The 15,861-nt window shown below is 53.8% G+C and carries 10 protein-coding genes; 6 read left to right on the top strand and 4 right to left on the bottom strand.

The window, feature by feature from the left end:
• Positions 1-83: 83 nt before the first annotated feature.
• A complete protein-coding gene (locus PQG83_RS07795; protein ID WP_376753582.1) occupies positions 84-8,690 on the top strand; it encodes a glycoside hydrolase family 94 protein in 8,607 nt (2,868 codons plus the stop codon).
• Positions 8,691-8,741: 51 nt separating this feature from the next.
• Here the strand turns inward: PQG83_RS07795 and PQG83_RS07790 are convergent, their stop codons facing one another.
• The 4 genes from PQG83_RS07790 to PQG83_RS07775 form a co-directional block, all read right to left on the bottom strand.
• On the bottom strand, positions 8,742-10,193 hold the full coding sequence (locus PQG83_RS07790; protein ID WP_312748336.1) for a copper oxidase: 1,452 nt from the start codon (positions 10,191-10,193) through the stop codon (positions 8,742-8,744).
• A gap of 63 nt (positions 10,194-10,256) precedes the next feature.
• Complete coding sequence (locus tag PQG83_RS07785; RefSeq protein WP_502572806.1) at positions 10,257-10,688, bottom strand: hypothetical protein; 432 nt, start codon at positions 10,686-10,688, stop codon at positions 10,257-10,259.
• Positions 10,675-11,607 (bottom strand): TolC family protein, encoded by a 933-nt coding sequence (locus PQG83_RS07780; protein WP_312748334.1) that lies wholly within the window; start codon positions 11,605-11,607, stop codon positions 10,675-10,677. The genes PQG83_RS07785 and PQG83_RS07780 overlap by 14 nt, the downstream gene beginning before the upstream one ends.
• 320 nt (positions 11,608-11,927) lie before the next feature.
• Positions 11,928-12,278 carry a four-helix bundle copper-binding protein gene (locus PQG83_RS07775; RefSeq protein WP_312748333.1) on the bottom strand — a complete coding sequence of 117 codons (351 nt, stop codon included), beginning with the start codon at positions 12,276-12,278 and terminating at the stop codon, positions 11,928-11,930.
• A gap of 380 nt (positions 12,279-12,658) precedes the next feature.
• Here PQG83_RS07775 and PQG83_RS07770 point away from each other — a divergent pair, with 380 nt between their 5' ends.
• From PQG83_RS07770 to PQG83_RS07750, 5 genes are all read left to right on the top strand, one after another.
• Positions 12,659-13,021 (top strand): hypothetical protein, encoded by a 363-nt coding sequence (locus tag PQG83_RS07770; protein ID WP_312748332.1) that lies wholly within the window; start codon positions 12,659-12,661, stop codon positions 13,019-13,021.
• A gap of 612 nt (positions 13,022-13,633) precedes the next feature.
• Positions 13,634-14,653 (top strand): Dot/Icm T4SS effector Zinc-dependent metalloprotease LegP, encoded by a 1,020-nt coding sequence (gene legP, locus PQG83_RS07765; RefSeq protein WP_312748331.1) that lies wholly within the window; start codon positions 13,634-13,636, stop codon positions 14,651-14,653.
• Positions 14,654-14,699: 46 nt separating this feature from the next.
• Positions 14,700-14,921 carry a hypothetical protein gene (locus PQG83_RS07760; RefSeq protein ID WP_312748330.1) on the top strand — a complete coding sequence of 74 codons (222 nt, stop codon included), beginning with the start codon at positions 14,700-14,702 and terminating at the stop codon, positions 14,919-14,921.
• A 133-nt stretch (positions 14,922-15,054) separates the two neighbouring features.
• Positions 15,055-15,300 carry a hypothetical protein gene (locus tag PQG83_RS07755; RefSeq protein WP_312748329.1) on the top strand — a complete coding sequence of 82 codons (246 nt, stop codon included), beginning with the start codon at positions 15,055-15,057 and terminating at the stop codon, positions 15,298-15,300.
• 20 nt (positions 15,301-15,320) lie between these two features.
• Positions 15,321-15,686 carry a YbaY family lipoprotein gene (locus tag PQG83_RS07750; protein ID WP_312748328.1) on the top strand — a complete coding sequence of 122 codons (366 nt, stop codon included), beginning with the start codon at positions 15,321-15,323 and terminating at the stop codon, positions 15,684-15,686.
• Positions 15,687-15,861 lie beyond the last annotated feature (175 nt).

Here is a 15,861-nt window from a genome sequence, read left to right as displayed (position 1 = left end):
TCATCATCATTACCATTTTCGGCAAAAAATTCGGATTGTTATTACCTGCACGGAATGTGTTGCGTGACGCAGGGGATACAGAGTTGCTGCGCTCGGAGCTGTTCAGCATCGAGCAATTAAAACGTCATGCGGTCACGCTCGCTGGACAGCATACACTCGATCCGCACCCTGGGCCGGACAGGTTATTACCACGGCTGGGGGACAATGAGCGTGTGCTGCTGGCGGCGTATGATCTGGTGACCGCCGCCGTGACGCCCGGACAACGGATCGTCCCGGCAGAGGCATGGTTGCTTGATAATTTTTATCTCATTGAGCAGCAGATCGTTCTGGCACGTCGGCATCTGCCGCGAGGATACAGCCGGCAGTTGCCGCGACTGGCTGATGGCCCGTCAGCCGGTTTTCCCAGAATCTATGACCTGGCGCTGGAGTTGATCTCTCATATGGACGGTCGTGTCGACAGCGACAATGCCACCCATTTTGTCGCCGCCTACCAGACCATTGAACCGTTAAGACTGGGCGAATTGTGGGCATTCCCGATTATGCTGCAGTTGGCGCTATTGGAAAACCTTCGTCGCGTGGGGTTGCGTATTGCCCGTCGGCGCGAGGAGCGCGACGCGGCTATCAGTTGGGCAGACCGCATGCACGTGACGGCCGAAGAAAAACCGAAACAGCTTGTTCAGTTGCTCGCCGAGTTCGCCAATGCCGATGTGCCGTTGACCGCACCCTTTGTAGAGGAATTTTACGCAAGACTTCAGGCTCAGGGGCCAGCGATGGCGTTCATTCAAACCTGGGTCGAACACAAACTCCTTGAACAAGGAGTGACGGCCACGCAGTTGTCGGAGGCGGCAGGTCGAACGGCCGCGACCAATCAGATCTCCATTGCCAACAGTATCGGTAGTCTGCGTTTCATCGGCGCAACGGATTGGAAGAATTACGTCGAGTCGCTCAGTGTTGTCGAACAGACCTTGTGTGAAGACCCGACGGGAATGTACACCAACCAGGATTTCGCCACCCGCGACCGGTATCGGCATGTTATCGAAGATGTGGCGAGAGGCAGTTCGTGCAGTGAATGGGGTGTCGCACGCCAAGCCATTGTGCTTGCGCAAACGGCTGCAGCGCGGATGGGTTCTAACGACCGTGCTTCCCATATCGGATACTATCTGATCGATCACGGACGCGACCTACTGGAGCGTGGGGTGAATTGCCGGGTGTCGTGGAAGTTGCGTGTCAGCCGGGCCAGTCGGCCTTTCCGCCTGATCCTGTATCTCGGACCCATCCTGTTGCTCACGGCCCTTGCGACATCGGCGGTGCTGTTCTCTTTCGAGGGGTTCGGGCCGGGTGATTGGCGGTTCTGGTTTTTGGGCATAACCGGAATGATGGGTGTCTCGGCGCTGGCCGTCTCGGTGGTGAATCTGGTGGTCACGCTGACCTTGGCGCCTCGGGCGTTACCACGCTTGGATTTCTCAAGGGGTATTCCACACGCTCACCGCACGATGGTCGTGGTTCCCACCTTGCTGAGCCGGTCGCAAGAGATTGATGAGCTTCTCGAAGCCCTAGAAATCCGGTATCTGGGGAATCGCGATCCCCATCTGTTCTTTGCCTTGTTGACGGATTTTCGTGACGCGCCTGAGCGCACGCTGCCGGATGATGACGCGTTGCTCGCCCGCGCCCGCGCAGGTGTCCAGGCGCTCAATGAGACCTACCGCGAGGACCGCCCCTGCATCTTCTATCTGTTTCACCGGCCTCGGATGTGGAATTCATACGAACAGGTGTGGATGGGATATGAGCGCAAACGTGGCAAGCTGGAGCAGTTCAATGCCGTGCTGCGGGGAGAGGCGCAAACGGCATTCTCGGATATTGTCGGTGATCCATCCCTCCTCAGTTCAATCAAGTATGTCATCACCTTGGATACCGATACGCAACTACCCCGTGACACGGCACGCACGTTGATCGGCAACATGGCTCATCCTCTCAATCGGCCGGTATACGATCCGGACAAGGGGCGTATCGTGGAGGGTTACGCCATTCTTCAACCACGCACGTCAATCAGCCTGATCAGTGCCGGGCAGTCACGGTTTACGAAACTGTTCGCAGGTGAATCAGGAGTCGATCCCTATACGCGTGAGGTCTCGGATGTGTATCAGGATATTTTCGGGGAGGGGTCGTTCATCGGCAAAGGCATTTACGATGTGGATGCGTTTCGTCAGGCTGTCGATGGACGCTTTCCTGAGAACCTCATTCTCAGTCACGACTTGCTGGAAAGCGGGTATGCACGTTCAGCACTGGTCACCGATGTTGATATCATTGAAGAGCATCCGGCCAGTTATGCCATAGAGGCGAGCCGGCGACATCGGTGGATACGCGGGGACTGGCAGCTTGCCGGCTGGCTTCTCCCGCATGTCCTCGGACCGCCAGGATCAAATGGATCGAAGGCGCAGCGGCCACCCAATCCGCTTACAGCCTTGTCGGTGTGGAAAATATTTGACAACCTTCGACGCAGCCTCGTGTCCCCGTCACTGCTGGCCTTGCTGATAGGTGGATGGTTTTTTGGTCCGGGATCGGCATGGGTCTGGACCCTGCTGGTCGGAGGAGTGGTGTTTTTGCCCATCGTGCTCGGAGCCGTGATCGATCTCATCCGAAAACCTGAAGAACGGGATTGGCTGGTGCACCTCATCCTCAAAAGCAAATCTACAGGCCACCCGTTTATGCTCGCGGTGCTCACGGTAGTCTTGTTGCCCTACGAGACGTTGATTAGCCTGAATGCGATTCTGCGCTCGGGTGTGCGGATGCTGTTCACGAGACGCGGATTGTTACTCTGGCATATGCGATCCTATGTCAGTCGCAATGCGCGCCGGACACTGGTTGATTTTTTTATGGAGATGTGGATCGGGCCTGCTCTTGCGGTCATGCTGACCTTCGCATTAGGGATCAGCCGGCCGGAGGAGTGGCTTTTCTGTGTTCCCGTTTTGTTGCTTTGGCTGGGATCGCCAATCGTCGGCTGGTGGATCAGTCTGCCCCTTATGGGCCCCGTACCGGACTTGACCATTGAGCAACGGGCCTTCCTTCGTGGCTCGGCTCGGCGAACCTGGCGTTTCTTCGCGAAGTTTGTCAGTCCTGAGGACAATTGGCTGCCACCCGATAATTTTCAGGAACATCCTGCTTCGGGCATCGCCTCCCGCACCTCGCCGACAAACATCGGCATGGCGCTCCTGGCGAACTTGTCTGCGTATGATTTCGGATACATTTCCGCCGGAGAATTTCTGCGGCGTACGGATCACACCTTGGCGACGATGGAAAAGCTGGAACGCTACCGCGGCCATTTCTATAACTGGTACGACACACGCACGCTGAAACCGCTTCGTCCCCTCTACGTCTCGTCGGTGGACAGCGGAAACCTGGCTGGCAGCTTGCTCACCTTGCAAGCGGGATTGGCCGAGTTGAAAGATCAGCCGGTGCTGTCCTCGTGCCTATTTCGGGGGCTGCAGGACACCCTGCAGGTGCTTGCCGAACATGTGCCTTCGATACCAGCCCCGGACCTTGCGAAAAAAATCAAGGTTCTTCAAGACAAACTGGACACACTCACTCTGAACGGGGAGCCACAGACATTAGCGGCTGCCGATCATCTGCTGGGAGAAATTCACCGCACCGCGGAGGAACTGGTGGCCTGGCTCCCGGCGGATAGCGATATCGATGGCGAACTGTATCAGTGGGCGCAGGCATTCGATCAGCAATCCTGCGCACTGCGGGATGACCTGAGATGGTTGGTGCCCGAGCCACGGCATTTTACCAACACTCCGACATTGGCGGTCTTGGCCAGAGAGAGAACTGTGGGCACGGAAGGGCTATCGTCCGCCGGTATGGGCGTATCCCCGCATACGGGTGCGGTGGAGCGGATCAGAATCATCGACGATTTGGTGAATCGTTGTCGCGAGTTGGCGGTGATGGATTTTGAATTTCTCTATGATGCGTCCTGTGGTTTGCTGACCATCGGATACGATGTGGGGGAACGGCGCCGTGATCCGTCCTGTTACGATCTGCTGGCATCAGAAGCACGCCTGGCAAGTTTTCTCCTTATCGCGCAGGGACAGCTCCCGCAAAAGCATTGGTTTTCACTCGGTCGCCAGTTGACCAGTTATGGCGGCGCCGTAAGTTTGATTTCGTGGAGCGGCTCGATGTTCGAGTATCTCATGCCGCAACTGATCATGCCGAGTTACCAGAATACCTTGTTGGAACAGACCTGCAAGGCTGTCGTGTCGCGCCAGATTGAATACGGACGACAGCGTGCGGTGCCCTGGGGTATTTCCGAGTCCTGCTATAACGCCACCGATATGCACCACGTCTATCAATACCGGGCGTTTGGCGTCCCCGGGCTGGGCTTTAAGCGTGGGCTGGGAGACGACCTGGTCATCGCGCCTTACGCCAGCGCGCTGGCGCTTACCGTGATGCCGCAAGAAGCCTGTCATAACTTACAGACTATGGCTACCAATGGATTCTGTGGCATCTACGGATTCTACGAAGCGGTGGATTACACGCCCTCACGCGTGCCTCGAGGGAAGAATCACGCCATCGTGCGCACATTCATGGCGCATCATCAAGGTATGAGCCTGTTGGCCTTTGCGCATGTTCTGCTCAATCGGCCGATGCAGCGCCGTTTCATGTCTGCCCCTCACGTACGGGCGACGGAATTGTTGCTGCAGGAGCGTGTGCCGAAGAAGGGAGCGACGTTGCATCCGCACGCGGCTGAAGTAAGTGCCGCCGCGCGACCTGCCGCTACGGAAGGCGGCGCCATCATGCGTGTATTTATCGACCCGAACACACCGATACCTGAAGTGCATCTGTTATCCAACGGAAGGTATCACGTCATGGCGACCAATGCCGGTGGCGGATATAGTCGCTGGCGTGACCTGGCTGTCACCCGTTGGCGCGAGGACGTCACGTGCGATTCTTGGGGCACATTCATCTACTTGCGCGATCGCGACTCGGGACGATATTGGTCCACCGCGTATCAACCGACATTACGCCAGGCCGATCACTATGAAGCAATTTTTGTGCAGGGGCGCGCCGAATACCGGCGGCGGGACCAGGGGATTGAAGTGCACACCGAAGTCAGCGTATCACCTGAAGACGATGTTGAAATCCGACGCGTCACGCTCACCAACTTGTCGACTCGTATCCGTCATATCGAGGTCACCAGTTACGCGGAGGTCGTGTTAGCCCCCCTGAATGCCGACCTGGCCCATCGATCGTTCAGTAACCTGTTCGTACAAACTGAAATCCTGCCGGACCGTCAGGCGATCCTCTGCCGGCGGCGTGCCCGCACACCGGGGGAGGCAACGCCGTGGATGTTTCACCTGTTGGCCGCGCCAGGGGCGGTGGCCGACGAGCCGTCATACGAGACGGATCGCTCAAAATTCATCGGGCGGGGCCGAACGGCAGCCAACCCTGAGATATTGGAAAGCGATGATCGTTCGTCGCCATTGTCGAATACGGATGGTTCGGTGCTCGATCCTATCGTGGCCATCCGCCGCACCCTCTCCTTATCATCCGATGAATCGGCCACCGTGCAGATCATCTCCGGTGTCGCAGAAACCCGCGAGGCCGCATTGGTACTGCTTGAGAAGTATTGTGACCGGCACTTCGTTGAGCGTGCCTTTGAAATGGCCTGGTTCCAAAGTCAGGAGGTGCTGCGTCATCTCAACGCCACTGAAGCGGAGGCTCAGGTTTATGGCCGCCTGGCCACCTCGGTCATTTTCGCCAATGGCTTGCGCCGTGCCGCGTCGAGTGTTATTGCCCGCAACCAGCTGGGCCAGTCAGGGCTTTGGCGCTTTGTCGTCTCGGGCGATCTTCCGATCGTGCTGCTCCGTATTGGCGACCGGAACCGCATTGACCTGGTCAAGCAAGTGCTGCAAGCCCATGCCTATTGGCGCATGAAGGGGTTGACTGTTGATTTAGTCATCGTGAACGAGGATTTCTCGGGCTATCGCGCGGTTCTGCAAGACCAGATCATGGGGCTGATCAATGCGGGTCCCGAAGCGCAAATTCTTGACAGACCGGGTGGGGTCTTCGTGCGACGTGCCGAAGAACTGTCGGAGGAGGATCGGGTCTTGTTCCAGACGGTCGCCCGGGTCGTGCTGACCGATACCGCCGAAACCTTACTTGAGCAGGTGGAGCGCCTCGTCCCGGTCGTGCGTGTGCCGGACCGATTGGAGTCATTGCGGCTACCGGCAGTGTTACCGGCCCAACCCTTGGCGGCCCGTGATCGAATTTTCTGTAACGGTCTGGGTGGCTTCACGCCCGATGGGCGCGAATATGTCGTCACCCTCGAACCTGGTCAACACACGCCGGCGCCCTGGGCGAATGTCATCGCCAGCCCGCACATTGGCACGGTCCTCAGCGAGAGCGGGAGCGCGTATACCTGGGTGGAAAACGCGCACGAGTTCCGCCTGACCACCTGGCATAATGATTCGCTGAGCGACAGTAGCGGCGAGGCGCTCTACATTCGGGACGAGGAAACCGGTGCGTTCTGGTCCCCGACGCCATTGCCCGCATCCGGTCGGTCCGGCTATGTGTGTCGGCACGGGTTCGGGTACAGCGTGTTTGAGCATCACGAAGCCGGCATCGCCTCGGAACTGTTCACCTATGTCGCCATGGACGCGCCGGTAAAGTTTGTGGTGATCAAGCTGCGGAACCACTCGAAGGGGCCGCGCCGATTGTCGCTGACCGGGTATTGGGAGTTGGTGCTCGGTGAATGGCGCCACACCAATATGATGCACATTGTGACCGAAACCGATCCGCACAGCGGGGCCCTGTTTGCGCGCAATCCGTATGGCCGTGAATGTGCCAATCGAACGGTTTTTGTGCAGGTTAGCGAGCGCGAGCGCACGGTGACCGGAAACCGTACAGAGTTCATTGGCCGCAATGGCTCCCTGGCCAGCCCGGCTGCGATGCGCCTCAAGCGTTTATCCGGCAAAACCGGTGCGGGCCTGGATCCATGCGCGGCCATACAGACCCCGATCGAACTGGTCGAGGGGCAGGAACGTGAGATCGTGTTCATCTTCGGCGCAGCCCGCAACACCGATGAGGCGCACTATTTTATCGAACGATTCGGTGGGCCGGCTGGGGCACGTTGGGCGTTGGAAGCGGTGTGGAACCACTGGAACCGGACGTTGGGCGCGGTGCATGTGGAGACGCCGGATCAAGCGTTGGACGTGTTGGCCAACGGTTGGTTGGTCTACCAGACGTTGTCCTGCAGGCTCTGGGGCCGTAGCGGGTATTATCAGTCCGGTGGGGCTTACGGGTTTCGCGATCAATTGCAAGACACCATGGCGCTCATTCATGCCACCCCATGGCTCGCCCGTGAGCAGTTGCTTCGTTGTGCCGAGCGTCAGTTCCGTAAGGGGGACGTACAACATTGGTGGCATCCGCCCAATGGACAAGGCGTACGCACGCATTTCTCCGATGATTATCTGTGGCTTCCGTATGCCGCCTGTCGGTATGTTCTGGCCACCGGCGATACGGGAGTCCTCGACGAGTCCGTCCATTTCCTCGAGGGCCGTGAGTTGAATCCGGAAGAGGAGGCATACTACGACCAGCCGCAACGTTCGACTGAAGTGGCCAGTCTCTATGAACATTGCGTGCGGTCAATCACACACGGATTACGTTTCGGTGAACATCAATTACCCCTCATGGGGTGCGGCGATTGGAACGACGGGATGAATCTCGTCGGTCGTGATGGCAAGGGTGAGAGTGTGTGGCTGGCCTGGTTTCTGTATGAAAACCTTCAGCTGTTTGCCGGCCTGGCCCGTCGTCGAGGCGACGAGCCGTTTGCAGACGTGTGCACTGGGCAAGCTTCGTTGCTGCGCGACAATATTGAAGCCCACGCCTGGGATGGCGAATGGTATCGGCGGGCGTATTTCGATGATGGCACACCCTTGGGTTCGTCCGAGAATGCCGAATGCCGGATTGATTCGATCAGCCAGAGTTGGGCGGTCATTTCGGGCGGCGGCGATCGCAATCGAGCCCGCCAGGCGATGGCGGCGGTGGACACACGTCTGGTGCGACGCGAGGCTCAGCTCATTCAACTGCTCACTCCGCCATTCGACACCTCAGACCTTGAACCCGGTTATATTAAAGGCTATGTGCCCGGCGTTCGCGAAAATGGTGGCCAATACACTCACGCCGCCATTTGGACGACGATGGCCTTTGCCATGTTGGGTGACAGGGAACGAGCGTGGGAATTGTTCGCTCTGCTCAATCCCATCAATCACGGGAGTCTCCCGGATGAAATTGAACGCTATAAGGTCGAGCCCTACGTCATGTGCGCGGATATTTACGGTGCGCCGCCACACACCAGCCGGGGCGGGTGGACATGGTACACCGGAGCGGCAGGCTGGATGTACCGGCTCACCGTGGAAACACTCCTGGGCCTGCACCTGGAGGTGGACCATCTGTGCATTGCCCCGTGTATCCCGGCCCATTGGGAGTCATACAACATCCACTATCGCTTTCGCGAGACCGTCTATCACATCACCCTCAAGCGTGTTGGTGAAAAGCCGGAACATGTGAGCCGTTTAATGATGGACGGTGTCGAGATCAATGGAGTCGGCGTAGATGAGACAGGGCGACCGCAAGGCAGGATCCACCTGGTGGACGACCGCCGGGATCACTACGTTGAGGTGGATTTAAAGTAAAAGGATTTTGATCTACAGAGGGATGAGAACATCATGCGAAGGTACAAAAATTTAGGAACGATGGGTGCGATATTTGCCTTTGGCGATGGCTTCAAAGATGGCCCCAGGAGGAATGTGTTCATCACTATGCATCACCAGATCATAGAATTCTTCCGGAAGGACCCGCATAACCGTCATTAATCCTTTAATCCCTTCGTGCCATTTTTTTCGCATACCGCGAGTTTCCCGCCTGCCGTTGATTTTCTGCATGGCCTCATCGCTCATTTCCTGACTTTGCATTTTCTGCGGGTAGCCGGGCACGCCGAACGCCGGATTCGCGAAGGCGGGATCAGCCGGAGGACGGTTGGGCAGAGCATTCAGATATGTTGACACGTTCTCTTCCTCGCGTATGCGCGGACCCACCTGCCGCACCATATGGTTCATCATGTGGTGCACCATGTGGCAATGAAAGGTCCAATCGCCGGGATTAAACGCCACAAATTCAAAATCGTGCGCCATAGCCACGCCGATCAGCGTCGTGTTCCGGGGAATCCAGGCACTGGACGGAATACGTCCGCCTTCGGTACCAGTCAACCAGAACGTATGGCCGTGGATATGAATCGGATGATGTTGCATGGGGCTGAAGTCCATAATCCGTATACGGACGCGTTCGCCGTGTTTGCACACCAGGGGAGTGGTAAAGGGGCCGCTACGCCCGTTGATCGTCTGCCAGTTCCATCCAAATTCTCTCATCGAATCCGGGGTGCTGGTATTGGGAGAAATGAAAAAATTCTGAAAGATGAGGCCAAAGTCCCGATCCACGGGGGGATCATAGGCCACGTGAGGATGAATGATAAAAAATCCGACCATGCCGAACGCTTCCTGCATGGCCACATGGCTGTGATAAAAAAATGTTCCCGTCTGATGCAGGTCGTATTCATAGACATACGTTCCGCCGGGAGGGATCAAATGTTGGGTGACACCCGGGACCCCGTCAAATTCCACCGGAAGTTCCAGTCCGTGCCAATGTACTGACGTCGGTTCCGGTAGTTCGTTATGAACAATGATTCGGACTCGATCCCCTTGAACGGCCTCCATGGTCGGACCGGGCATACTGTCGTTATACCCCCAGACGTTCATATACTTTCCGGGAAGAAATTCCTGTTTGACCGGTGTACAACGCAATTCAAATTCTTTCACGCCATTGACCATCTTCCAGGACAATTTTTCCAGATCCGGAGCGACAAAAGGGACAGGTTCCCGGCCTGAAGGCCGAAAACCGGGGACGAGTTTTCCTAAATACTCATCGGAATCCGGAGGTCCGCCGAAGCTGGGATGATAGCGTGAATACCGAGAAAATTTGGCATTGGGATTATTCGAGGATTTTTCTGCATCCTGGGGTGGACGGTCCGATGATTCCGATGCCTGTGTTTGTTCGCTACGACTCGCTCGGGTCGAGAGAGAACCCGCCGCGGCGGCCGCACCGGTGAGTAAAACCTGCCGTCGTGTTATACCCTCATTCATCCTCTATCCTCCATCTGCCATAACTTTCATGTCTGGCAAAAATTAGACTTGCCGGGCATCCTTCTATCGGGGTTTAGGATTCGCATCGATATGGCCTGGCGGCGTCACACCCTGCGGAGCCTGGAGGCCGTCCACGAGTAAAAGTCCTTCAATGGCCACTCTGGCGGTTCGCCAGGCAATTAATTGATCAATGTATTCCAGTCGGAACATGAAGAAATCCCGTTGCGCTTCCAAGACCGCCGGCCAGGCTTCGCGGTCCGCTTGATAGCTGAGTAATTGGGTGCGATACCGCGCCTCTGATTCCGGGAGGATTTCATCCCGATACCCGATGATGTGCTGGAGGGCTGTCAGATAGCGCTGAAATTGTTCGGCCAGGCTCCGACGAAGCCGGAGTTCGATGAGGGTGACTTGGGACTCCTGCCGACGAAGGTCGGCCCGAGCCTGCTGAATCGTGCCTTGATTCCAGTCGAAGATCGGAACTTCAATAAAGGCCATCACGCCATAAACGGTCTGGGTTTCCACATAGTTTCGCCCGGCTGAACCCCGAATCTTGATATTCGGTATCGGTTCCATTTTTTCCCGTTGGACCATGATTTGCCGATCGCACATTGGCCCGGGCCAAACCCAACTCCGGACTCTCCTGGATCAATCGCCGAAGCGATGCATCAAATGTCAGGGGGGGCAACTCTTCTGCCAATTTACCTGCGACCGGTTTGGAGGGAAGCGACGTTCCCACAAGAGCGAGCAGTCGTTCCCGTTCCAACTGCAGATCGTTGTTGGCCATCATCAGACTCAACTGCTGCCGTTGAACTTGGACCCTGGCTCGATGGATATCAGCTTTATTGGCTTGGCCGACATTTAATCGTTCTTCCATTGTGACCAATTCATCCTGCCAGCTTTTCAGAAGTTCCTTGTGAATCGCCACGCGTTCCTGAGATCCCAGAAGGCGATAATATTGAATGACAATCGCATTTATTACCCGGTATTCCTGGGCCAGGGCCTGATATTCCGAGGCGGACGCGCGCGCCAGATATTTTTGCCGGCTCAATTCCAATTTTCCCGCCGTGACAAATTCCTGCTGAATGAATCCCCCTTGAAACTCGCCAATGGTTTTTCTCACATTCACCTGATCACCTATATACCCGCCGATAGGATTTGGATAGAGACCCGCCTGAAGCGCTTTGGCCCGCTCAACTTCAACCAACGACCAGGCTTGGATCAATGTAGGATTATGTTTCCGTGCGAGTTCCTTCAGATGTGCAAGAGAAAGCGGTCCGACCTCTGGGAGAGTGTCGTCCTCGTGTGTGTGCACCTCCGGGACTTTCTTGTCCTGTTGCTCTCCCTTCTGCAGATCAGGAAAGGGAGACGGAATGCCCGCCTGAGGGGAAATGGCCGGTTCGGGCAGTTCATCCATTTCATTATCGTAGAAGGGGATTGAACAGCCTGATAAACCCATGACTATGCAGAGGATCAAAGACCACAAGATAGCAGAAAAATTTTTCATTCCTGATGGATAAAGTTAAATGCCACGAAAAACATTTATGACGATCATCGTATGCAATCGCCTTAGCCACATAAAAGGATAAAATCCTAAATCCAAGCAATAAAAAATCCAAAAACACTTTGACGAATTCCGGAAGCTGTCTTTAGGATGCGAGTCAAAAGTTGGGAAGTATTTCAACGGCGCGCCTCGGGCAAGGAATCCCCCTTGCCCGAGGCGTAAAGACCGCACGCTTAGCGTGTGGCCCCAGCAGGTTGCTGACGGGTGGATGCGGTTTTGCTCATTTTGCGGCATTCCTCCGCGCATCGACGACAGGCTTCCGCACACCGTCGACAATGTTCGTTGTCATGTTTTTCGCATTCTGCGGCGCAGGCATCACAAATGGTGGCACAGATGTCGCACAGTTCTGGGCTAAATTCTGAATCTCTACTCATAAAGGCCGTACAGGACCAGCAGGCATCCGCGCAATCGACACACAGGCGGGCACATTCAGGCATCTCGCCCAGGCATTGATTTGCGCACCACTCGCACTCCTGGGCACAGCGCACGCAAGCATCGATACAAGATTGATGTTGATGAGCCATTGGAAAATCCTCCATCTTGAGGGCTGCACAAGTTCCATGCAGCTTGAAAATGAAAAAGAACCAGCAAATCTCAAAACATCTTAAAGGCGGAAACTATGTGAGAAAACTGTCGAAAACCCTTGAGTGGAAATGAGGCCAGATAAATTTTGATATTTAAATGCGCACCCAGGCAGAAGGGACGGACGTGGCTGGGTGAAAAAATGATTCAGGCCTTTACGTTCATGAAGACAACATATTGATGCGCAGGGTCATATAGTCCGGGGAGCAACAGAAGAGCGGAGATTGTAGCTGAGGTAAACGTGTTATTCTCCACCTGATTTATGCTAAGTTTAAGTGTTCACTCGTATGATCCACCGCCCAGATGAAGAAGCACTAATTCGGTGAATGAAATTTCAAACAGAGTGTTAAAAGTCTGGTTAATTCTCATGGTTATTTCTTTACCCCTCATTCACATTCATCCGGAAGTCGATCATGCACATGGAATGCCTGGCCATGTCCATGGAGGCACGTACCACACAGACTTAACCGACCCTCCCGTTTGTGCTTACGAAAATCATCGACACCATCATGATACTTTTTCTCCAGGCATGCCGTTTGGAACTTCGGACTCCCCCTCTCATCCTCCGCATGATCTTGAGCATTCTACCTACAGCTTTTCTATTCTCAGTTCATCGATCGATCCAATTCTTGAAAGCATGCCGTCGTCTTCCGCCCATGATGCGGCGGGTTCGGTTAACAGTTGAGCGCGTGATTGCCCCTCTGCTGCTGTTTTTTTTTCACGTTTCCGATTACCCCAAAATAGCGTTTAAAGTTCCTATTCCCAGATCCATCATCGAGGCCTTTTAACTTATTACCCCGTTTTTGTATCTAAATAGATAAATATCGTATCTGTTTAGATACCACTCCCTTCTCTCCCAATTCCGATTCGCAACTCGGCTTTTAGCGATGTTTCTCAAGAATTTGGTCTTTTATTGGGAATTTTCTTAATGTTCCTTCTTAATGTTCCTTTAAAAAGCTCTACGGCATTAGGCTTGCTAGATATCCAATTTGTCAACCTAATCGTGATGTTCACGAACATGGTCGTGGCCTTTTTATCAACCCTTAACCACAGTGGTTATCCTTTTCATGAAGATAACTACACAAAGGAAAGGAGTTTTACACTCGTTTGACTTGTCCACAGTTGAGAATTCTAACCAGTACGCTACACTTTTTCTTACCGCGACGATATTCCCGCTGGGCATCTAGACTCGAGGTTGGTTGGCTGAAGCAGTGTTGGCAATTCAAGGCTAAACCCTGAACAAAAGTTTTTCTCCTATTCTTAATTTTTAGAAACATTTTAAATGGTTGGAGGAAAAATGGCTAAAAATGAGGTTTTAGAAGAAGCCGATGTCGGTTTGTTGGCGGGAGAGGAGGTGCTGACAGGTTATGTGTCGGGAAATACTTTTACGAATAAACCTGTTCAGTACACTGTTGTCGATGGTCTGGCAATGTTTGAAGGGTGCATCGTTCTAGGTACAGCGGAAGAGATGGCAGCAAAAACGCAGGCCGTCGAGGAAGGTGAAAGCACCGGCATCGCGCACAGTGTCGTGATTTCTGGTGACCAGTACCGTTGGCCTAACGCTTTGGTCCCCTACACCATTCATACTGCGTTGCCGAATAAAGCCCGTGTGACGAATGCCATCAAACATTGGACAGACAACACAAACATTCGCTTTGTCGAAAGAACCTCGAGCAATGCGAGTCAGTATCCTAATTATGTGAATTTTCGTGTCGCGACGGGCTGTTGGTCCCAGGTTGGGATGCAAGGCGGCAAGCAGGATATTGGCCTGGCTAACGGTTGTTCAACTGGAAGCACCATTCATGAGATCGGCCATGCTTTAGGACTCTGGCATGCACACAGTCGTGAAGACAGAGACAGTTTCGTCACGATTAAATGGGCAAATATCACGGCTGGGAAAGAGCATAATTTTAACCAGCATATCACCGATGGTGATGACATTGGAGCCTATGACTACGGTTCGATCATGCATTACGGTGGGAAAGCTTTTTCGAAGAACGGTCAAGCAACCATAGTTCCCAAACAGTCAGGAGTGATTCTGGGCCAAAGAAGTAAACTGAGCAAAAAAGACATTGCGGCCATTCACTCCATCTACCGTACCTGGCATTACAACAAAACGGTGTCTCGAGTGTACACGACGCAACATGCAAAAAACGCGCACGTTTACCTGAGTGGAGTCGGTTATAAAAAAATAGATCCGAAATCAAACAGCGGTGTCACCAATATGCTCTCTGGTTTTTGTGAAGCGTTGGCCAATAACCGCAAGGTTCATGTTTATATGGACGGCGGGTCTATATACCGAATGCAGCTTGTATAAATTTCAATCAACAATAACTTTAAAATTAAAGAAAAGGGAGTTTACCATGTGGAATAATAATAAAACGGTTTCCAGAACATATTGTACTAGTGACAAGGAGAATGCATACGCCATCATCAGTGGCATTAGTGGATGGAAAAAAATCAAGACTGGCGCTGCCAGTGGCGTCACAAATGTTTTTCTGACTCTCAACGCGGCGAAAGGGAACGGACGAAAGGTGGATGTCTACATTGTCAGTAATCAAATAGAGCGGGTCGTCATGCGCTGATTTTGTTCAGACAGGTATTTAAAATGTAGGCTCGTTGCTTGCCACACAAAAAGTTTTCATCTAACTTAGGAGAACAAAAATGAGCCAAGGCATCACTTTCAATATATATTCACAGGGAAGCTCAGGTGATACAATGGAGTTTGTGACATCTGATACGGGTGGTGCCTCGCCGCCACCTCCCGGGTCTTTGGATAACGAGGATGATATGGTGATTTCTGCGAGCGATTCCGGACCAGCTCCACCTTCTCTTATGGGGGAAGATGACGAGTCGGATGAGTTTGATGAAGGCCCTCCGGGTCCTCCATTGGACGATGCCCAGGGTGAAATTGTCAGTCTGGATGACGATGACTCAGAGCCACCACCAGAAGATGAAGGTTAATTTTTCAAAAGAGATTTTTTATGACTGAGAATGGACCGACTTTATTGACAGGGAATATTCTAATTGATGAACAGGCTTCTGCTTTTTCAGGAGCCACCGTCAATGTTTTTCTGGAGGATGTCAGTCGTCAGGATGACTCAAGTCAGGTTGTTCAAAAACAAGTCATTCGAAACGTCGAGCATCTTGAGGGAGAAGGGCAGTCCATCGCTTTTGCATTCAAAGGCAAAGTTCCTAATCCTGAATCTCATTACATCGTGCGTGTTCATATCGATCTCAATGGGAATGATTCAGTTGACGTTGGCGATCTCGTCACCATGGAAAGTTTTCCTGTACTGACGCGTGGACATCCAAGCAACATCACGGTACGTGTCAATCAAATAAAGTAAGTTTCGAAGTTTCTATAATTAAATGCCCTCCGAGCCTTCTTGGCCTTGGAGGGCATTTTTTTTCAGGTTAGTTGCCCCTGATGATATTCCTTAATGTAGTTGAGGTCCCCAGCAGCGCTCCCCCCTCGAACGCCTCTGTCGCTACATCGCGGGCGCCGCCCTTGGCCACAAACGG

It is taken from the genome of Candidatus Nitrospira neomarina (assembly GCF_032051675.1).
Taxonomy (GTDB): domain Bacteria; phylum Nitrospirota; class Nitrospiria; order Nitrospirales; family UBA8639; genus Nitrospira_E; species Nitrospira_E neomarina.
This window is presented reverse-complemented; position numbering and strand designations above follow the sequence as displayed.